Source organism: Blautia massiliensis (ex Liu et al. 2021), assembly GCF_052064225.1.
Classification (GTDB): Bacteria; Bacillota; Clostridia; order Lachnospirales; family Lachnospiraceae; genus Blautia_A; species Blautia_A fusiformis.
Map to the genome: position 1 here is coordinate 1 of NZ_JBQHWA010000042.1, position 20,133 is coordinate 20,133.

A 20,133-nucleotide genomic window follows, 5' to 3' on the forward strand; every position below is an offset into this window, starting at 1 on the left:
TTGTGGACACTGTGTAAGACATTGCAGTACCGTAAGGTGTTTGCCAATGCAGTAGTGGGAGAAGCAAGAATCCCCCTGCTTTAGCTGTGGGAGTGTCAACTTACCAGAGATATCCTTCTTACCACATTTCGGATGGAGCATCTGGAACGTGCGCATGTGGCCATGCTTTTCCTGGAACAGGAGATGAAGGGAGCGATTTCCTGTAAATTCAAATCGTTTTCCACCTGTAAGATCATTCCGGGACAGGCGGTCAAATAAAATGAAAATACAGATGAGGAGAAAATAAAATGTTATTTTTTGTAAACGATTACTGTGAGGGAGCGCATCCGGCGATCCTCCAGAAACTTCTGGAAACCAATATGGAGAAGCTTTCCGGCTATGGCACAGACAAATACTGTGATTCTGCAAAGGAGAAGATCCGTAAAGCCTGTGGCTGCCCGGATGCAGATGTGTTTTTCCTGGTGGGAGGAACTCAGACCAATGCCACGATCATAGGTTCTGTCCTGAACCGTTATGAAGGTGTTCTTGCGGCGCAGACCGGACACGTAAGCTGTCATGAGGCCGGAGCAATCGAGTATACAGGACATAAGGTACTGACACTTCCGGCAGAAAACGGAAAGATCAAAGCAGAAAGTATCACAGATTATGTGGAAACTTTTTATGGGGATGAAAGTCACGACCATATGGTATTTCCGGGAATGGTTTATATTTCCCATCCGACAGAGTACGGAACACTTTATACGAAGAAAGAGCTGGAGGAAATTTCCGAGGTATGCCATAAATACGAGCTTCCTCTGTTTCTGGACGGAGCAAGACTTGGCTACGGTCTGGTAAGTCCGGAAGCAGATGTGACACTTGAGGATATCGCCAGATGTACAGATGTGTTCTACATCGGCGGAACCAAGGTCGGTGCACTCTGCGGTGAGGCAGTGGTCTTTACGAAAAAAGCTCCGAAGCACTTTATGACTATGGTGAAGCAGCAGGGAGCCCTTCTGGCAAAAGGCCGTCTTCTGGGAATCCAGTTTGACACACTGTTTACCGATGATTTGTATACAAGGATCAGCAAAAATGCTATTGAAACAGCTATGAAGCTGAAAAGAGCCCTTCAGGAAAAAGGATATCAGCTTTTCCTGGATTCTCCCACGAACCAGCAGTTTGTAGTTTTGGAAAATAAAAAGAAAGAAGAACTGGGCAAAGAAGTTCAGTTTGATTTCTGGGAAAAATATGATGAAGATCATACAGTGATCCGTTTTGCCACAAGCTGGGGAACAAAAATGGAAGATATTGACGCACTGATCGAGTTGCTGTAGGGCTGTCGGCAGACGATAAAAGAGATGAGATGGAAAAACTCCGTGAGATCCGGGTGAATGCAGACCTCACGGAGTTTTTGTTTTCGAAAATTATAACTTCTTACCCTTCTCAGCAGCTGCGGTAAGCGCTTCGAATACGGCACTGCGGAAGCCGCTCTTTTCCAGGGTGCGGACACCTTCAATGGTAGTTCCTGCCGGTGAGCAGACCATGTCTTTCAGGTCTCCCGGGTGTCTGCCGGTTTCCAGAACCATTTTTGCGCTGCCGAGAACAGTCTGGGAAGCAAATTTATAAGCCTGCTTACGAGGCATTCCCTGGCTGACAGCGGCATCTGCCATGGCTTCGATAAACATAAACACATAAGCCGGTGAACAGCCGCCTACAGCGCCTGCGGCGTCCATCAGACGCTCCGGTATCACTTCGGTACAGCCAAAGCTGTCTGTGATCTTAAGGATTTCTGCCAGTTCGTCTTCTGAAACCCGGTCATTGGTACATACAGCAGTCATTCCGGCCCCAACCTGTGCAGGAGTATTAGGCATAAAACGGACAACTTTCAGAGGAAGACCGGCTTTTTCTTCCAGCCATGCAAGAGTCTTGCCGGGAGCGATTCCGATGATGGTGTGCTCTGTCGTGAGACTGTCGTGGACCTCTGTGAGAACTTCCTCATAAAACTGCGGCTTTACTGCAAGAACGACAGTTTTTGCAGATCTGACTATTTCATTGTTATCCAGAGTGGTGACAACACCAAGAATTTTTTCACTGCGCGCTCTGCCTTCTTCTGTAAGGTTGGAAACAATGATCTCGTCCTTTGAAAAGATTCCCTGACGGAGAATACCGCCGATCATGGCAGAGGCCATATTTCCACATCCGATAAATCCAATCTTCATAAACAAAAATCCTCCTTGAAATTTATAAAAAAGGACACGCCTGACTGCGTGCCCTCTTTGGCAATGAAAGCAGATAACGGGAATCGAACCCGCCTCCTCAGCTTGGGAAGCTGATGTTCTACCAATGAACTATATCTGCCTGCATTACTAATTATAGCACCTGAAATAAGAAATACAAGTGCGATTAGCATAAATTCTGTGCATCGCGAAGCATGTTACTGAGAACGAGGTGAACAGTAATCGCTCTGCCAGCCCTGGCTCATGGTACTGTTATGATATCTGGTGGAATAAGTTACATCTTCTCCGAACCAGTCCGGCGCAGTGTAGGCATTGGCGGCTTCCTCTGTAGGAAATTCCACCTCAGCCAGAAGAACTCCCTCGTATTCTCCGTGGAACACATCCAGTTCAATAAAAAGTCCGTCTTTTTCCGGGATCACATAGCGGTCCTTGGTAATGAGGATACCGTCTGCTTTAGGCTTCAGATGCTCATAGGCTTCAGCGGTGAGCGGAAGATTATATTCTTCACGGCTCATGAGACCCCTGGATTTGTAAGTAAGAAAATAGTCATCATCCTGCCGGCGGATGCGGACAACAGGGGAAGTGCAAAGATACCCCTGCTCGATCCTGTGGCAGGGATAGGAAGCCAGATCCTGCGGAAGGTCATCCTTCCGGATCAGAAATTTACGTTCAATCTCCATATAAAAAACCTCCGGGTTTGTGAAATGAAAAGATATTATGTTCAGTCTACAGGAAAAAAACAGGATTTGCAATGGCATATCTGTTGAAATTTCTTGACATTTTCAGATGGAAAAAGCATTATGGAAGGGAATGGGGAATACAGAAAATATTTATGGATCTTATAAAAGAAAGGATGAACAGGATCATGAGTAAAGTATATATTTTTTTCGCAGATGGTTTTGAAGATATTGAAGGACTGACCGTGGTAGATCTGATGAGAAGAGCCGGGATCGACATCCAGACAGTATCTATCAAAGAGACAAAAGAGATCAGAACCTCTCATGGGATCGATCTTCTTACAGACCGTATCTTTGGAGAATGTGATTTTTCCGATGCGGATATGCTTGTAATTCCGGGAGGAATGCCGGGAACAAAATATCTGGAGGAATATAAACCGCTGACTGAGCTTCTGACAGATTTCTATCAGAATGGCGGCAAGGTAGCAGCTATCTGTGCGGCACCAGGTATATTCGAGAGACTTGGATTCCTGAAAGGCAGAAAGGCTACATCGTACCCATCTGTTATGGAACAGCTTAAAAGTGCCAGAACATCTCTGGAGCCTGTAGTGGTGGATGGGAATGTAACTACCAGCAGAGGCCTTGGAACAGCCATCGATTTCAGCCTTTCCCTGATCGGACAGCTGGAGGGAAGCGCAAAGGCAGAAGAGATCGCTGAATCGGTGGTGTATGTAAGAGCATGAAAAAAGAGATGAAACAGGTCCTGTGGGTAGTGGCGCTTCTTGTTATACTGATGACAGCCACAGGAAATTTGGTGTCAGCTGCCGGCTTTGACTGGTCGGATGGTACATTCGGGAATGCTTGCAAAAAAGTGTATTCTGTATCTTTCAGGTCAGGCGGAGGAGCCTCCTCTGCTATATATGAAAAATTGGAAAAGAAACAGAAATATGGTTCCATGATCACGATTCCCAAAGTGCCGCAGGTCCCAGCAGGATATCAGGCAGAAGGATGGTCTCTGAAAAAAGGAGGAGCGGAGGCGGGATATAAGTCGGGAAAAAAATATTTTGTAAAAAGAAATGTAACGTTTTATGCAGTGATAAAAAAGAAGAACAATCCCAAACTGATCCTGCACAGGAATGACGGAGATATCTACAAGATCATACAGGCTCCAAGCGGAAAACTGAAACTGCCGGTGATGGCCAATGAAGAGAATTATACATTCCTTGGATGGTCTACCAGGGCAGGTCAGAAGACCGCACCAAGGTATGAAGCCGGACAGGTGATCACAGTCAGTGGGACCATGCATCTCTATGCGGTGAGATTCTGGCGGTATCAGGAACCGAATCTGGTCAGGAACAGCTTTCATTATCCTGAGAATTACGAAAGGATCATCTTTGTGGGAGATTCCAGGACATATGGTCTTCAGAATGTATTGTACGAACAGTTTGGAAAGGAGTATGTGGACAGCCATGTCAGCTTTGTATGCTGTTCTAATACGGAACTGTACTGGCTGAAGTCAACGGGCGCACAGGTTCTTTTGAAAGAAATAGAAAAATATCGTAAAAATGAAAAATACGCAAAGATCGCAGTGGTGTTTAATCATGGTATCAATGATCTCAGAGATATAAACGGAAAACAGGATCTGAATGATAGACTCTCACAGTACGTGTCTTATATGAAAAAGCTGGGAACAAAGCTTTCCATGAAAAACTGCAGTCTGTATTATATGTCTGTGAATCCGATCAATGGAGGGGAAAAGGGAAGTACCAAGAATCGTAAATGTGAGGATGTCCGGACTTTTAACAGTGGTCTTGCCGGTAAGCTTGGAAGTCAGTACCACTATGTCGATGTTTACAGTTATCTGATGCGGACCGGATATGGTACTGTATCCAATACGGGAGACGGTACAGACGATGGTGTTCATTATACGCCTAAAACTTATAAAAGGATTTTTACATTTTGTCTTAACAACATAAGAAAGACAGAAAATTACTTTAACATTGAGGACGTGGGCAGCTGAGAAATGCCCTGTGGGGGCATATGGAAAACTGAAAAAAATACTGGCGTTTTTACAGTGGTTATGCTATACTACAGAAATGACTGTAAATATATAATGCGAGTGTTAACTATTTTATATAAGGTATTTACTCGATATGATTAAGGAGGAACAAGAAACATGAGTTTACAGGTGGAGAAAATGGAGAAAAACATGGCGAAACTTACAATCGAGGTTTCCGCCGAGGATCTTGACAAAGCAATGCAGAATGCATATCAGAAAGCAAAAGGCAGAATTTCTATTCCGGGATTCCGTAAAGGAAAAGCTCCAAGAAAAATGATCGAGCAGATGTACGGAAAGGGAGTATTCCTTGAGGACGCTGCAAACGCTCTGATCCCTGAGCATTACAGCAAAGCACTTGCTGAGTGTGATCTTGAGATCGTTTCCCAGCCTAAGATCGATGTAACACAGGTTGAGCCTGGCAAACCATTTATCTTTACAGCAGAAGTAGCTACTAAACCAGAGGTAACTCTTGGTGACTATAAAGGACTTGAGGTTCCGAAGTCTGAGACAGAGGTAACAGACGAGGAAGTTGAGGCTGAGCTTAAGAAAGAGCAGGAGAAAAACTCCAGAACCATTACAGTTGAGGATCGTGCAGCACAGAACGGCGATACAGCAACTATCGATTTCGAGGGCTTCGTAGACGGTGAGGCATTCGAGGGCGGTAAAGGAACAGACTATCCGCTGACACTTGGTTCCAACACCTTCATCCCGGGATTCGAGGAGCAGCTTGTTGGTGCTAACACAGGTGATCACGTAGAAGTTAAGGTTACATTCCCGGAGGAGTATCAGGCAAAAGAGCTGGCTGGCAAAGAAGCTGTATTCCAGTGCGACGTTAAGAAGATCGAAGCAAAAGAGATTCCGGAGCTTGACGATGACTTCGCTAAGGATGTATCTGAGTTTGATACACTTGCTGAGTACAAGGAAGACGTTAAGAAGAACCTGACAGAGAAGAAAGCAGAAGATGCACGTCGTGCAAAAGAAGATGCAGCAGTAGATAAAGTGATCGAGAATGCACAGATGGATATTCCGGAGGCAATGATCGAGACACAGACACGTCAGATGCTTGACGATTTCGCAAGAAGAATGCAGTCCCAGGGTCTTTCCATGGAGCAGTACTTCCAGTTCACAGGCCAGAGCGTTGACAAGATGATGGAAGACATGAAGCCACAGGCTCTTAAGAGAATCCAAACAAGACTTGTTCTTGAGAAGATCGCTGAGGTAGAGAACATCCAGCCAACAGAGGAAGAGGTTAACGAAGAGATCTCCAAGATGGCAGAGATGTACAAGATGGAAGCAGACAAATTAAAAGATCTCATCGGTGAGAACGAGATGGAGCAGATGAAGAAAGATATGGCTGTTCAGAAAGCTGTTACATTAGTTGCCGATGCAGCTGTAGAGGCGTAATAAACCTCGGAAATGGAGGGCAAAATGAGTTTAGTACCTTACGTCATTGAGCAGACCAGCAGAGGAGAAAGAAGTTATGATATCTATTCAAGACTTCTTAAGGACCGAATCATTTTCCTTGGAGAAGAGGTAAACGATGTCAGTGCGAACCTGATCGTTGCGCAGCTTCTCTTCCTGGAAGCAGAAGATCCTTCCAAGGATATCCAGCTTTATATTAACAGCCCGGGTGGTTCTGTAACTGCCGGAATGGCAATTTATGATACAATGCAGTATATCAAGTGCGATGTATCTACGATCTGCCTTGGAATGGCAGCCAGCATGGGAGCTTTCCTCCTGTCCTCCGGTGCCAAAGGCAAGAGATATGCACTGCCGAATTCGACGATCATGATCCATCAGCCATCAGGCGGTGCACAGGGGCAGGCTACAGAGATCCAGATCGTAGCTGACCAGATCGCAAAAACCAAAAAGAAGCTGAACGAGATTCTTTCTGCGAATACCGGACAGCCTCTTGAGATTGTGGAAAAAGATACTGACCGTGACAACTATATGACAGCGGAAGAAGCTAAGGCATACGGCCTGATCGACGGTGTTGTGATCCACAAATAATGCGTAAGAAAAGACTCCTGTAAAGACACAGGAGTCTTATCTTGCTTTAAAAAGGAATTTTAAATGTCTGCGAGAGACGGACATTTACGCTTAGAAAGGAAACAAAAAGATATGGCAGATAAAGTAAAAGAAGGAAAGGTAAGATGCTCCTTTTGCCATAAGACTGAAGATCAGGTACGCAAGCTGATCGCAGGTCCGGATGGAGCATATATTTGTGATGAATGTATCGGGATCTGCTCCGAGATCATGGAAGAAGAATTCAGTATGTATGATCATGAGGCAGATTATGAAACAGGGATCAACCTTCTGAAACCGGAAGAGATCCACAGTATCCTGGATGAGTATGTGATCGGACAGGATGATGCCAAGAAGGCACTTTCCGTAGCTGTTTACAATCATTACAAGAGGATTCTTGCTTCAAGAAACCTGGACGTGGAGCTGCAGAAGAGTAATATCCTGATGCTTGGTCCGACCGGTTCCGGTAAGACACTTCTTGCACAGACACTGGCAAGACTGCTGAATGTTCCTTTTGCCATCGCAGATGCCACTACTCTCACAGAGGCAGGTTATGTTGGCGAGGATGTTGAGAACATTCTTCTGAAGATCATTCAGGCAGCCGATTACGATATTGAGCGTGCCCAGTACGGAATCATCTATATCGATGAGATCGATAAGATCACAAGAAAATCCGAGAATACCTCCATCACCAGAGATGTGTCCGGTGAGGGCGTACAGCAGGCACTTCTGAAAATTCTGGAAGGAACCGTTGCAAGCGTACCTCCTCAGGGAGGAAGAAAGCATCCTCATCAGGAATTTATCCAGATCGATACTACAAACATCCTGTTCATTTGCGGTGGTGCTTTTGACGGACTGGAGAAGATCATCGAGGCAAGACAGGATACCAAATCCATTGGTTTCGGAGCGGAGGTTTCCGAAAAGGAAGACCGCAATGTGGGCGAAGTTCTGAAGGAGGTTATGCCGGAGGATTTTATTAAATTCGGTCTGATCCCGGAGTTTATCGGACGAGTTCCGGTCGTGGTAACCTTGGATTCTCTGGATGAAGAAGCACTGATCCGTATTCTGAAGGAGCCTAAGAATTCCCTCACAAAACAGTACGACAAGCTTTTTGAGCTGGATGGCGTGCAGCTTGAGTTCCAGGATGAAGCACTTGAGACAGTTGCCCGGAAATCTCTTGAGAGAAAAACAGGTGCCAGAGGACTTCGTGCCATCATGGAGCATACCCTGATGGATCTGATGTACAAGACACCATCGGACGACACCATCCGTAAGTGTATCGTTACAAAAGAGGCAGTGGAGGGAACCGGAGAGCCGGAGATCATCCACGGGGAGGCCAAGGCTCCTGCAAAAAAAGCAGGACGCAAAACATCCCATTCGAGAAAGAAAGGCAAGCCGGAAACAGCTTGATGAAGGGAATGACATAAATGACAAATCAGGTCAATATATTGCCAATGATCGCTCTCCGTGGAACTACAGTCCTTCCGGATATGATCGTACACTTTGATGTGAGCAGGGAGAAATCCATCCGTGCCGTGGAAGCAGCCATGCTCCATGACCAGAAGATCTTTCTGCTGACACAGAAGGATCCTGAGGTGGAAATACCGGAACTTACGGATCTGTATCAGGTAGGAACCGTCGCTTATATCAAGCAGGTGGTGAAGCTTCCGCAGGAGCTTTACCGGGTTCTGGTAGAGGGACTGGACAGGGCAGAGGTTCTGGGCCTGGAGCAGGAGGAACCATATCTGAAGGCGGAATGCGAGATCGTTACGGCACAGGAAGAGGATTACCCGGAACCGGTAAAGGACGCCATGCTTCGCAGCATCCGGGAGCTTTTTCAGAGATACTGCAGAGAAAGCGGAAAAGTAAGCAAGGATCTGGTAACCCAGATCATGAACATCGAAGATGTGCAGGAAACCATCGACCAGATCGCAGTAAATCTTCCGATGGCGTATCAGAACAAGCAGAAGCTTCTGGAAGCAGTGTCTTTGAATGACCGTTATGAGATCCTTGGAGCGCTTCTTGGTAGCGAGATCGAGGTGATCCATATCACCAAAGATCTTCAGCGCAAGGTGAAATCCCATATCGACAAGAATCAGAGAGAGTATATCCTCCGGGAACAGCTGAAAACCATCCGTGAGGAGCTGGGTGAGGAGAATACTGCTGATGATATCGATGAATTTAAAAAACAGCTGAAGGAGCTGGATGCATCTGATGAAGTAAAAGAGAAGATTTCCAAGGAGATCAGCCGTTTTAAAGGAATGGCAGCCAGTGCTGCAGAGGCAACGGTGCAGAGAGGCTATCTGGAAACCGTTCTTGCACTTCCGTGGAATAAGAAATCCGAGGATTCCGAGGATCTTGAGAACGCATGGAAGGTTTTGGAAGAGGGTCATTACGGACTGAAAGAGGTCAAAGAACGTATCATGGAATTCCTTGCTGTACGTAAGCTGACCCACAAGGGAAAGAGTCCGATCCTCTGTCTGGTGGGACCTCCGGGAACCGGAAAAACTTCCATTGCATGTTCTGTGGCAGAGGCCATGAACAAGAAATACGTCCGCATCTGTCTTGGAGGTGTCCGTGATGAGGCAGAGATCCGTGGCCACAGAAAGACTTACGTCGGTGCCATGCCAGGAAGGATCACAGTCGCACTGAAGGAAGCCGGAGTCAGCAACCCGCTGATGCTTCTTGATGAGATCGACAAGACCAGCAGCGATTACAAAGGAGATACCTCCGCAGCACTTCTGGAGGTTCTGGATCCGGAGCAGAACAGTAAGTTCAATGATCACTATGTGGAGATTCCCCAGGATCTTTCCGAGGTACTGTTTATCGCAACAGCCAACGATGTACAGGGGATTCCGAGACCTCTTCTTGACCGTATGGAGCTGATGGAAATCCCGGGATATACGGAAAATGAGAAGGAACATATCGCAAGGGAACATCTGATCCCGAAGCAGATGGAGATCAACGGTATTCCGGAAGGCAAGCTGGTGATCCAGCCGGCAGCTCTTGGCAAGCTGATCAACAACTATACCAAGGAAGCAGGAGTCCGTTCTCTGGAGAGAAGCATCGGACGTATCTGCAGAAAAACCGCACGTGCTATCATGGAAGAGGGTAAGGATAAGGTAGTTGTCACATCCAGAAATATTTCCAGATTCCTTGGCAAAGAACGATATAACTATCTGATGGCCAATGAGAAGGATGAGATCGGGATCGCCCGCGGTCTTGCATGGACACAGGTAGGCGGTGATACCCTGCAGATCGAAGTCAATATCATGCCCGGAAAAGGCGAGCTGCTTCTCACCGGACAGCTTGGAGATGTGATGAAGGAATCTGCACAGGCAGGTATCAGCTATATCCGTTCGGTTTCTGACCAATATGAGATCGATCCGGAATTTTTCCAGAAGCATGATATGCATGTACATATTCCGGAGGGTGCCGTTCCGAAGGATGGCCCGTCTGCCGGTATTACAATGGCAACTGCCATGCTGTCTGCAATTATCGAAAAACCGGTACGTGCGGATCTTGCCATGACCGGTGAGATCACCTTAAGAGGCCGTGTGCTTCCGATCGGCGGACTGAAAGAGAAGCTGCTTGCAGCTAAATATGCCAGGATCAAGGAAGTCCTTGTTCCGGAGAAAAATCGTCCGGATATCGAGGAGATGGACAGAGAGATCATCCAGGGACTGAATATCCGGTTTGTGGATAACATGAAAGAAGTTCTCGGTGAAGCTCTTGCATAAACAAAAAACAGAAAAACCCTGCCCTGACCTTCAGGACAGGGCTTTTAAAAGAAAAGGGAGGAATAACGAATGGTAATCAAAAACGTATCGCTGGATATCGTCTGCGGCATCACAAGCAAGATCCCGGACACAGGAAGGCCGGAGGTAGCTTTTGCGGGAAAATCAAATGTAGGGAAATCCTCCCTGATCAATGGTCTGATGAACCGCAAGGCCCTGGCAAGAACCAGTGCACAGCCGGGAAAAACACAGACGATCAATTTTTATAACATTAATGAAGCAATGTATCTCGTAGACCTGCCGGGCTACGGCTACGCCAAGGTTTCTGCGGCAGAGAAGGAAAAATGGGGAAAAATGATCGAGGGCTATCTTCATAATTCCAAAGAGCTCCGTGCGGTTTTTCTCCTGGTGGATATCCGCCACAAGCCTTCCACCAATGACAAGCAGATGTATGACTGGATCTGTCACAACGGATATGAGCCGGTGATCATCGCGACCAAGCTTGACAAGCTGAAACGCAGCCAGGTGACAAAAAGCCTGAAGGAGATCCGCATCGGACTGGGCCTTTCGAAAGAGGGAAAGATTCTTCCGTTTTCTGCGGAGACGAAGCAGGGAAGAGACGAGATATGGGCACTGATCGATGAGTTGACCGGCCTTGGTGAACCGGCAGCTACAGAGGATTAAGGAGAGCAGAAAAGATGGGAATTATCAAGGCGCTTAAGCTGGGATTTGACTATCAGAGATACGATGATGACGGCAATGTGGTAGACATGCAGCGTGCAGTCAATGATGTGGACCTGGACATTAAAGCAGGAGAATTTGTGGCAGTTCTGGGACATAACGGATCCGGAAAATCCACACTGGCGAAGCATATGAATGCGCTTCTGATCCCAACAGAGGGAACGATGCTGGTGGACGGGATCGATACCGCCAGAGAGACCAAACTCTGGAAGGTACGCCAGAAGGCAGGAATGGTATTTCAGAATCCGGATAACCAGATCATAGGAACCGTTGTGGAAGAGGATGTAGGCTTTGGTCCGGAAAATATGGGAGTTCCTACAGATGATATCTGGAAACGGGTGAATGACAGCCTGGAAAAAGTCGGTATGACAGCCTATCGTTATCAGTCCCCAAACAAGCTTTCCGGAGGGCAGAAGCAGAGAGTGGCTATTGCAGGCGTGATGGCCATGCGCCCGCGGTGCATCATTCTGGATGAGCCTACCGCCATGCTGGATCCTAACGGAAGAAAGGAAGTCCTGGAGGCAGTGCGGGAGCTGAACCGTAAGGAAAAGGTAACAGTCATTCTGATCACCCATTACATGGAGGAAGTGATCCATGCTGACCGTGTTTATGTCATGGACAGCGGAAATGTTGTGATGCAGGGAAATCCCAAAGAGATCTTTTCCCAGGTGGATACCCTTAAGGAGTATGGACTGGATGTACCACAGGTAACACTTCTTGCATATGAACTGAAGAAATCCGGCGTGGATGTTCCGGATGGAATACTGACTACAGAGGAGCTGGTGAGCGCATTATGTCAATCGAATTAAAAAATGTAACCTATACCTACAGCCCCGGGACAGCCTATGAGAGCCATGCGCTGAAGGATGTCAGCCTTGTGATCCCGGACGGCCAGTTTATCGGGATCATCGGACACACAGGAAGCGGAAAATCCACGCTGATCCAGCATCTGAATGCGCTGGTACAGCCAACATCCGGCCAGGTTCTGTATAACGGAGAAGATGTGTGGGCTGAGAAATATGACCGGAAACAGCTCCGCAGCGAGGTTGGTCTGGTGTTCCAGTACCCGGAGCATCAGCTGTTTGAAAATGATGTGATCTCGGATGTATGCTTCGGACCTATGAATCAGGGACTTTCCAGGGAAGAAGCAGAGAAAGAAGCGAAGCAGGCGCTGACTCAGGTTGGAGTAAAAGAGTCCAATTTCAAGAAATCACCCTTTGAGCTTTCCGGAGGCCAGAAAAAAAGGGTAGCTATTGCAGGGGTTCTTGCCATGAACCCGAAGATCCTGATCCTGGACGAGCCCACAGCAGGGCTTGACCCGAAGGGCAGGGATGATATCCTGGATCAGATCGCAGAGCTTCATAAGGTGCGAGGGATAACCATTGTTCTGGTTTCCCACAGCATGGAGGATATTGCGAAATACGTGGAGCGTCTCATTGTTATGAACCACGGAGAAGCTGTATTTGATGATGAGCCGAAGAAGGTTTTTTCCCATTATAAGGAACTGGAAACCATGGGACTTGCCGCACCGCAGATCACTTATATCATGCATGAGCTGAAGGAACATGGGCTGCATGTGGATGCAGATGCCACAACGGTGGAGGAAGCCAGAGACAGTATCCTTGCCGCACTTGCGCAGGCGAACTCTCCATTACTGAACAAAGGAGGGGCGGAAAAATGATCAGAGATATTACCATTGGCCAGTATTATCCGGCCAAATCCGTTCTTCACAGACTGGACCCACGGACCAAATTTCTGGGAACTCTGGGATTTCTGATCTCTGTGTTCCTGTTCCATACATTTCTCGGATATGCGGTGGCAACAGCATTTCTGGTAGCCATGATCGCAATATCCAAGGTTCCGGTGAAATTCATGTTCAAGGGTCTGAAGGCTATCGTTATGATCCTTCTGATCACGGTTGTGTTCAATATCATCCTGACGCCTGGCGAAGTGCTGTGGCGTTTCGGGATCATCAAGGTCACAAGGGAAGGCCTTGTTCTTGCAGGAAGAATGGCGATCCGTCTTGTTTACCTTGTGATCGGATCTTCCATCATGACATTGACTACCACGCCGAATCAGCTGACAGATGGTCTGGAGAGACTGCTCCGTCCGCTGAACAAGATCCGGGTGCCGGTACATGAGATCGCCATGATGATGTCCATTGCCCTTCGATTTATCCCGATCCTTCTGGAGGAGACGGATAAGATCATGAAGGCACAGATCGCCAGAGGTGCAGATTTCGAAAACGGAAACCTGATCCAGAAGGCGAAAAATATGGTACCCCTTCTTGTACCGCTGTTTATTTCGGCGTTCCGCCGCGCCAATGATCTGGCAATGGCCATGGAAGCAAGGTGTTACCATGGTGGAGAGCACAGAACCCAGATGAAGCCGCTGCATTATGAAAAAAGAGATTATGCGGCCTATGGAATCCTTGTGGCATATCTTGCGGTGGGTGTTGCATTCCGTGTGGCGGGACTGTAGCCAAATCCTGCCGGTACTCAGACATGGAACGGTCCGAAGCGTTGCATTTTGCACAGCGGAACTGCAACCGGATCAGGCAGGCATTTTGCAGGACAGTATGTCTGTTTTGGGATAGAAAGTACTGCAGGGATGTCTGTATCAGGAGGGAATATATTTTATGAAACGAGTAGGACTTGTTGTAGCTTATGATGGAACCAAGTACTCAGGCTGGCAGACACAGCCAAATGGAATCACCATTCAGGGCGTTTTAAACGATACCTTAAGTGAGCTGCTTGGGGAAAAGATCGAGACCATCGGTGCCAGCCGTACAGATGCAGGAGTGCACGCTCTTGGAAATGTGGCGGTGTTTGATACCGAATCCAGGATCCCCGGGGAAAAATTTTCCTATGCACTGAACCAGAGACTTCCGGAGGATATCCGTATCCAGCTTTCTGAGGAGGTGGAGCCGGATTTTCATCCCCGTTACTGTGACAGTGAAAAAACATATGAATATCGTATCCTGAACCGGCGGTTTCCGGTGCCAACGGAGCGTTTGTACTCTTATTTTTACCATTATAAACTGGATGTGGATAAGATGAAGGAAGCAACATCTTATCTGATCGGACGCCATGATTTTGCCAGCTTCTGCGGCTCCGGCGCACAGGTGAAGACCACCATCCGTACCGTGACCTCCATGGACGTGTGGAGAGATGGTGATATGGTGACCATCCGCATTTCAGGAACAGGCTTCCTTTACAATATGGTGCGTATCATTTCCGGAACCCTGATCGAGATCGGAAACGGGCAGTATCCGCCGGAACGCATGGATAAGATCCTGAAAGCCTGTGACCGCGGGGCAGCAGGCCCCACAGCTCCGGCTCAGGGTCTGACGCTGATGGGAATCGAGTTTTTCTGAAAACAGGAATTTTGTTGAAAATTACAAGAAAAAACAGTTGACAGTCAAGGTGCCTTATAATATAATAACTCAATGTGACGTAGTGCGAAGATGCTTGAGCCAATAGCCCCGGCGACGGCATTTTATCAGCGGTTTCGGACATTTCCGCGATTTATTTTGCACCCGCGTTTCCATTTACTTTTTTTCGCGGAAGTACCGCGGTTTGAGAAACATTATCGTTGATAAATAACAGGAGGTAGGACCATGCAGACTTATATGGCTAATCCGGATAAAATCGAAAGAAAATGGTATGTAGTTGACGCAGAGGGTTGCACTCTGGGACGTCTGGCATCCGGTGTTGCAAGTGTTTTAAGAGGAAAGAACAAACCTCAGTTTACACCGCACGTTGACACAGGAGATTATGTAATCGTTGTAAACGCTGATAAGATCAAAGTTACAGGCAAGAAGCTTGAGCAGAAGATTTATTATAACCACTCCGACTATGTTGGTGGAATGAAAGAAACCACATTAAAAGAAATGTTAGCAAAGAAACCTGAGAAGGTTATCGAGCTCGCAGTTAAGGGAATGCTTCCGAAAGGACCTCTTGGAAGAGCTATGAACAAGAAACTTTTCGTATACGCAGGACCAGAGCACAAACATGAGGCTCAGAAGCCTGAAGTTTTAACATTTTAATAGGAGGTAGAAAACATTGGCTAGCGCAAAATTCTACGGAACAGGAAGAAGAAAGAAATCAATCGCAAGAGTTTACCTGGTACCTGGAACAGGTAAAATCACTATCAATAAAAGAAACATCGATGAGTACTTCGGACTTGAGACTCTGAAGGTTATCGTTCGTCAGCCACTGGCTTTAACAGAGACAGAGGGTAAATTCGACGTGATCGTTAATGTTCACGGCGGTGGATACACAGGACAGGCTGGAGCAATCCGTCATGGTCTTTCCAGAGCACTCCTTGAGGCAGACAAAGACTACAGACCAGTTCTTAAAGCTGCTGGATTCCTTACACGTGATCCACGTATGAAAGAGCGTAAGAAATACGGTCTCAAAGCAGCTCGTCGTGCTCCGCAGTTCAGCAAGCGATAATTCCAATCGAATACAGAAAACTATTAAAACCTCGGAAAACTTTGATTTTCCGGGGTTTTTCTTATATCTGAAATCCTGAAAATTTTCTAAAAAAGTGGTCAATTTTGATGCGTAGCACACACGTAGCGCACAAGTAGCACACAAATTCGCTTGACATATTTGGAAAAGCCTGCTAAAATGCGGACAATCTCATATTAGAGTTTTCTGTGGGGCTACCGGGAAAGATTTAGGGGCTAAAATCCGACCGGATCAGAGGACAAGATAAAGGGTATCTGTAATATTGACATCCTTTGATAGCTATACCAATTTTTACAGGAAAGACCGTTACCAGAAGAAACCGTGTGAATGGTCTGTTATTAGTATACGTTTTTTTGTAACGTGCTTGCTGATATTATGCCCTTATGATATAATTATTGTTACAAGGCACAGACATACAGGTAAGAGTACAAGACACTATAGTATAGAACAGAACAAAACATGATTCCTGCTTTTTGTAGATTAATTTTTATGAAAAGGAGATTTGAGATCATGGAGAAAACAAAGTATAGTCTTAGTACAATCAGAAAAAAAGCATATGCCGCAGGATATAGAGTTGAGAAAGGATTTCAGCGTTACAGGTATAATAATGCTGTTTGCAGAGATTGTAATGGTGTTGCGTATACCGGTTATGCAGTACGAGACCTTTCAACGGGTTACTATGAATGGGACAGTTGCGATGGGAATTTTACTCATCTGTGGACACTGGAAGATGTCGAAGAATTTCTAAAATCTGTCTATGAGGAAGCTGGCTTAGATTATTAAGCTGACTGGCAGGTACCTGTATAAGTGCATAAAGAAAGACCGTTACTACCATAGCAGGAGAGTAACGGTCTTTTCTAATATAAGATTTTATGCGGTAAGTTGCTGTTTCTTTGTTTTGACAGCAGCTCTTTTTTGATTTTTCTTTTTCGATTTTTCTTCCATTTCTTTTTTTAAACGTGCTCTAAATAAAGCACTGGCAAAACTTTGCGTCATTTCAATATCTTCTAAATCATCTGTATGTAAAATATGTAAGATTAACCAGAAACGTTCCTGATCTATTTCTGGAAGCTGTTTAAATTTTTCCCAATCTGCATCAGCCAATTGAAATAATTTTGCCAGATAATGAGTATTTTGTAATGAACTTCTACATTTATTGGCGTTAATGATTTCGATGATTTCTTTTCTGCAAGGACGTTGAGTTAATTTACATCTTTCCATTACTCAGTAACCTCCTGTTCTTTTTCAAGCTGAAATTCATAAGCTCGTCTTACTGACCCAAAAATCATATTTAAACTTTTAATATCATCCAATTTCAAGACATAATTAATAATATCAGTCTGGAGGGACAATACTTGAAACATATTATCTCGTAAGTTTTCGTTAAGCTCTGATTTCAGTTTTTCAATTTCTTTCTGCTGATCTGCAATAATCTCAGATGCAAGTGTCTGTTTTTCTTCTGGTAAATTCATGTTTTATACTTCCTTTCTGTTAAGGGAGTATGTTATAATAACCATACCCCTTTTATTGTTATGTGAGAGTTTCGGTAAAAGGTATTCGCCCTGTAGCTGGTAACTATGGGGCTTTTTTAATTGCTGCAATCAATAAAATCACATCCTTTCATTAAATTTTGTTTATGGCTTCACGCAAGGATTCCAGCTCATAATGTGTATATACGTTTTCTGTAACGCCTTGTCCTGCATGACCAACTATCTTTTTGATGATTCGTTCGTCAATACCTGCTGCTGCCAGTAATGAAACGCAAGTATGACGGGTATCATGTGGCCTGTGTTTCATGTTTAGCTGTTCAATTAGAGGCTTCCAATAACTATCGTAATAATTGCGATATTCAAAAGGCTTGCCCTCAGGTGTGCTTATGAGATATTCACAATCATTCAGATGATACCAATGTTCAAAGAATGGTAGTATTTTGTCTGCAATGGGAACCCGACGGATGCCTGCTGCCGTTTTACTTTTCTTAATGTCGAACCATTTTTCCTGTAAATTAACATCTTCTTTTTTTAAAGAGAGTAGTTCACTGATTCGACAACCAGAATAAATCAACATGAGAATAACGTTACAATAACCGTTTGCGTCTTTGTGTTTCCACAACTTCTGTATTTCATCGGTACTGAATGGTGTGCGGTCACGTTTATCCGGGTTTCCTGCCTTTTTGATGTTCAAATAGGTGACCTTATTCATATCTGGTGGTATGATGTCGTGAATCACAGCATACTTAAAGACTGCGTTCATAAGAATCTTGAATTTCTTTAAGGTTGGCTCATTTTTACCAGAAGAATCAGCAATGTACTGTAAATCATCCAGTTTAATATCAACCATTCTTTTATTGGCTATCGGCTCACATAATAGAAATGCCGCTTTATAGCCTTTTACATTAGAGGCGGAAACCGTAGGAAAATGTTCCTCTGACCATCTATCATACGTTTCTTGTAACGTAATCTTTGCAGATTCCAAATCATATTGTGATTTATTATAGTCAGCAAGTGCCGCCAGAGCATCCGCTTTTGTTTCGTAGTAACCGATTGTTTTTCTGATCTGCTTTGATTTATGAGTTACCGGGTCAAGAGTCCATCTGTCTGTAACAATAGCTCGATAGGGACATCTACGTTTGCCAGAAAGCTTATAAACACTTCCGAAGCCGTTGGGTAATTTCAAATAGCATCACTCCTGTTCTTTCTTCCATTTATCTTTCCACTGATCTATAATGTGTTCTACTATTCGTATAGCATGGGATTCCAATAGTGAAACAGGTAAACTAATAGTTTGGTAAGCATCTTCACCACAAACTTTTTCTTTTTGCTTTTTTCCAATAGCTATATAGCGTTCATTTTTTGATAATACAAAAGATGTATTTCTTATGGTATCATCCGGGAGAGGTTTTGCGATTCCGTGATCGAGGTAACAGGGTGTGTCGTAAGTGTTGTTCAGGTATAATCCCAAATAATTTAAAAAGTCATGAAATAACGTTTTATCTGACAAAATGAAATTTAATAAATCAATAGTAGGGAAATCTTCATCTGCCAATATGCCACCAGTTTTACAGGAGATTAGCGTTTGTATAGCTGCATCAGATAAACCTGTTATACGACCTACCATAACCGTATCTTTGTCTACAGTAGAAACATTGCTAAAACCTAGAAGATAATCAGAAGTCGTATTAAACACTTCACAATATCCTTTTAATTCATACTCACTTACATTTCGGTTGTCTGTCTCTATTTTACGAATTGCTGAATGCGTTAAAGTGTCATACCCTCTTTCTTTAAAAATAGCGGCAAGCTGTTCAGCAGTCATTCTATAGCCATTAGACGTAAATTCAAAATCTTCACGTATTTTTTTGTAACGATTTTCGTTCATTAATTCCCCTTTCCATAATTGTTCTGAAATAAGAACATAAATATAAAAAGCTCCGTATAAATAACATTTTAGCACAAAGCAACAATATTGTTTTAGATTATGATATTATGTGCTTACAACGGAACAACAACAATAAATGTTCTGTAATTAGAATAGCACGTGTGAAAACTAATGTCAATATTTTTTGTTAGAAAGGAGTTTTTATGTTTAATAAGGAAGTCAGGACATATGCAAAAGAAAAAGGCATCTACTTATGGGAAATTGCAGAAGCCTTACATATCAATGATGGCAATTTTAGCCGAAGGTTAAGGAAGGAATTACCAGAAGCTCAGAAACAGGAAATCATTCGGATTATAGACAAGCTTGCAGAGAAGAGGACGGTGGTTAAATGAAAAATGGTCGTATTTCGGTTTCTACTGCTGCCAAAGTTTTAAAGATGGATTGCCAAACCGTAAGACTTCTTCTTAGACAAAATGCGGTAGAATGGGGAACAGCTTTTAAACGGCCGGGGTCAACTCAATATAGCTATCTTATATACTCTGAACCGTTCAGGCAACTCACAGGCTATCGGGAGGCAGGTGATATGGAGTGACTGTTACAAAAAGAGACAGGCTTGAATATGAGCAATATTGTTTGGAAGTCGAGTTGGAGTTTTGGAAAGATCAGCAGGAAAATACATGCGATATAGGGTACTGGCACTATGCAGAAGGGCGAATGCAAGTATTGAATGAGAAAATTATAATGTACCCATAACAGTGGACACGCGAATTAGTGTAGTACCTGTTTTTCGGACACCCACACAAGACGTGCCCCTGTTCTTAAACACTG

The 20,133-nt window shown here is 44.8% G+C and carries 23 protein-coding genes and 1 tRNA gene; 17 read left to right on the forward strand and 7 right to left on the reverse strand.

Annotated elements, in window-relative coordinates:
* Window positions 1-287 precede the first annotated feature (287 nt).
* The gene (locus tag ACTNDQ_RS13675) at window positions 288-1,310 is read left to right on the forward strand and encodes a threonine aldolase family protein (protein WP_022426165.1); all 1,023 of its coding nucleotides are present in this window, start codon (window positions 288-290) and stop codon (window positions 1,308-1,310) included.
* A 90-nt stretch (window positions 1,311-1,400) separates the two neighbouring features.
* On the opposite strand, the gene proC is transcribed toward ACTNDQ_RS13675, so the two are convergent.
* From proC to ACTNDQ_RS13690, 3 genes are all read right to left on the reverse strand, one after another.
* Entirely contained in the window at window positions 1,401-2,195 is a 795-nt protein-coding gene (gene proC / locus ACTNDQ_RS13680; protein WP_278795659.1) for a pyrroline-5-carboxylate reductase, read from the reverse strand.
* 68 nt (window positions 2,196-2,263) lie between these two features.
* Window positions 2,264-2,334, reverse strand: a tRNA-Gly gene (locus tag ACTNDQ_RS13685).
* Between the two features lie 76 nt (window positions 2,335-2,410).
* Window positions 2,411-2,893: a CYTH domain-containing protein gene (locus tag ACTNDQ_RS13690; protein WP_278795662.1), complete on the reverse strand. Its 483-nt coding sequence runs from the start codon at window positions 2,891-2,893 to the stop codon at window positions 2,411-2,413.
* 182 nt (window positions 2,894-3,075) lie between these two features.
* On the opposite strand from ACTNDQ_RS13690, the gene ACTNDQ_RS13695 reads away from it, so the two are divergent.
* The 14 genes from ACTNDQ_RS13695 (at window position 3,076) to ACTNDQ_RS13760 (ending at window position 16,710) form a co-directional block, all read left to right on the forward strand.
* Window positions 3,076-3,633, forward strand: coding sequence for a DJ-1 family glyoxalase III (locus tag ACTNDQ_RS13695; RefSeq protein WP_278795730.1), 558 nt, complete (start codon window positions 3,076-3,078; stop codon window positions 3,631-3,633).
* Window positions 3,630-4,910, forward strand: a complete 1,281-nt coding sequence (locus tag ACTNDQ_RS13700; RefSeq protein WP_441064854.1) for an InlB B-repeat-containing protein — start codon at window positions 3,630-3,632, stop codon at window positions 4,908-4,910. The genes ACTNDQ_RS13695 and ACTNDQ_RS13700 overlap by 4 nt, the downstream gene beginning before the upstream one ends.
* A gap of 156 nt (window positions 4,911-5,066) precedes the next feature.
* The gene (tig, locus tag ACTNDQ_RS13705) at window positions 5,067-6,353 is read left to right on the forward strand and encodes a trigger factor (protein WP_441064855.1); all 1,287 of its coding nucleotides are present in this window, start codon (window positions 5,067-5,069) and stop codon (window positions 6,351-6,353) included.
* A 24-nt stretch (window positions 6,354-6,377) separates the two neighbouring features.
* Complete coding sequence (gene clpP / locus ACTNDQ_RS13710) at window positions 6,378-6,959, forward strand: ATP-dependent Clp endopeptidase proteolytic subunit ClpP (protein WP_015527365.1); 582 nt, start codon at window positions 6,378-6,380, stop codon at window positions 6,957-6,959.
* 111 nt (window positions 6,960-7,070) lie between these two features.
* Complete coding sequence (gene clpX / locus ACTNDQ_RS13715; protein WP_278795664.1) at window positions 7,071-8,384, forward strand: ATP-dependent Clp protease ATP-binding subunit ClpX; 1,314 nt, start codon at window positions 7,071-7,073, stop codon at window positions 8,382-8,384.
* 17 nt (window positions 8,385-8,401) lie between these two features.
* The gene (gene lon, locus ACTNDQ_RS13720; RefSeq protein WP_441064856.1) at window positions 8,402-10,714 is read left to right on the forward strand and encodes an endopeptidase La; all 2,313 of its coding nucleotides are present in this window, start codon (window positions 8,402-8,404) and stop codon (window positions 10,712-10,714) included.
* A 69-nt stretch (window positions 10,715-10,783) separates the two neighbouring features.
* On the forward strand, window positions 10,784-11,395 hold the full coding sequence (yihA, locus tag ACTNDQ_RS13725; RefSeq protein WP_441064857.1) for a ribosome biogenesis GTP-binding protein YihA/YsxC: 612 nt from the start codon (window positions 10,784-10,786) through the stop codon (window positions 11,393-11,395).
* A 14-nt stretch (window positions 11,396-11,409) separates the two neighbouring features.
* Window positions 11,410-12,261 carry an energy-coupling factor transporter ATPase gene (locus ACTNDQ_RS13730; protein ID WP_441064858.1) on the forward strand — a complete coding sequence of 284 codons (852 nt, stop codon included), beginning with the start codon at window positions 11,410-11,412 and terminating at the stop codon, window positions 12,259-12,261.
* The gene (locus ACTNDQ_RS13735; protein WP_288788164.1) at window positions 12,246-13,133 is read left to right on the forward strand and encodes an energy-coupling factor transporter ATPase; all 888 of its coding nucleotides are present in this window, start codon (window positions 12,246-12,248) and stop codon (window positions 13,131-13,133) included. Before ACTNDQ_RS13730 ends, ACTNDQ_RS13735 begins: the two co-directional genes overlap by 16 nt.
* A complete protein-coding gene (locus tag ACTNDQ_RS13740; protein WP_015527359.1) occupies window positions 13,130-13,933 on the forward strand; it encodes an energy-coupling factor transporter transmembrane component T family protein in 804 nt (267 codons plus the stop codon). The genes ACTNDQ_RS13735 and ACTNDQ_RS13740 overlap by 4 nt, the downstream gene beginning before the upstream one ends.
* 157 nt (window positions 13,934-14,090) lie before the next feature.
* On the forward strand, window positions 14,091-14,828 hold the full coding sequence (truA, locus tag ACTNDQ_RS13745) for a tRNA pseudouridine(38-40) synthase TruA (protein ID WP_021650594.1): 738 nt from the start codon (window positions 14,091-14,093) through the stop codon (window positions 14,826-14,828).
* A gap of 243 nt (window positions 14,829-15,071) precedes the next feature.
* Complete coding sequence (gene rplM / locus ACTNDQ_RS13750; protein WP_021650595.1) at window positions 15,072-15,500, forward strand: 50S ribosomal protein L13; 429 nt, start codon at window positions 15,072-15,074, stop codon at window positions 15,498-15,500.
* A 16-nt stretch (window positions 15,501-15,516) separates the two neighbouring features.
* Window positions 15,517-15,909: a 30S ribosomal protein S9 gene (gene rpsI / locus ACTNDQ_RS13755; protein WP_320810933.1), complete on the forward strand. Its 393-nt coding sequence runs from the start codon at window positions 15,517-15,519 to the stop codon at window positions 15,907-15,909.
* A gap of 528 nt (window positions 15,910-16,437) precedes the next feature.
* Window positions 16,438-16,710, forward strand: coding sequence for a hypothetical protein (locus tag ACTNDQ_RS13760; protein WP_441064859.1), 273 nt, complete (start codon window positions 16,438-16,440; stop codon window positions 16,708-16,710).
* An 87-nt stretch (window positions 16,711-16,797) separates the two neighbouring features.
* Here the strand turns inward: ACTNDQ_RS13760 and ACTNDQ_RS13765 are convergent, their stop codons facing one another.
* The 4 genes from ACTNDQ_RS13765 to ACTNDQ_RS13780 form a co-directional block, all read right to left on the reverse strand.
* The gene (locus ACTNDQ_RS13765; RefSeq protein ID WP_441064860.1) at window positions 16,798-17,148 is read right to left on the reverse strand and encodes a hypothetical protein; all 351 of its coding nucleotides are present in this window, start codon (window positions 17,146-17,148) and stop codon (window positions 16,798-16,800) included.
* Entirely contained in the window at window positions 17,148-17,399 is a 252-nt protein-coding gene (locus tag ACTNDQ_RS13770) for a hypothetical protein (RefSeq protein ID WP_441064861.1), read from the reverse strand. The genes ACTNDQ_RS13765 and ACTNDQ_RS13770 overlap by 1 nt, the downstream gene beginning before the upstream one ends.
* Window positions 17,400-17,550: 151 nt before the next feature.
* Entirely contained in the window at window positions 17,551-18,603 is a 1,053-nt protein-coding gene (locus ACTNDQ_RS13775; protein WP_441064862.1) for a tyrosine-type recombinase/integrase, read from the reverse strand.
* A 6-nt stretch (window positions 18,604-18,609) separates the two neighbouring features.
* Window positions 18,610-19,305, reverse strand: coding sequence for a hypothetical protein (locus ACTNDQ_RS13780; protein WP_441064863.1), 696 nt, complete (start codon window positions 19,303-19,305; stop codon window positions 18,610-18,612).
* 203 nt (window positions 19,306-19,508) lie between these two features.
* Between ACTNDQ_RS13780 and ACTNDQ_RS13785 the strand changes: the two genes are divergently transcribed.
* Both ACTNDQ_RS13785 and ACTNDQ_RS13790 read left to right on the forward strand, forming a co-directional pair.
* Window positions 19,509-19,697 (forward strand): hypothetical protein, encoded by a 189-nt coding sequence (locus tag ACTNDQ_RS13785; protein ID WP_441064864.1) that lies wholly within the window; start codon window positions 19,509-19,511, stop codon window positions 19,695-19,697.
* Window positions 19,694-19,897 carry a hypothetical protein gene (locus tag ACTNDQ_RS13790; RefSeq protein ID WP_441064865.1) on the forward strand — a complete coding sequence of 68 codons (204 nt, stop codon included), beginning with the start codon at window positions 19,694-19,696 and terminating at the stop codon, window positions 19,895-19,897. The genes ACTNDQ_RS13785 and ACTNDQ_RS13790 overlap by 4 nt, the downstream gene beginning before the upstream one ends.
* The last annotated feature ends 236 nt before the right edge of the window (window positions 19,898-20,133 follow it).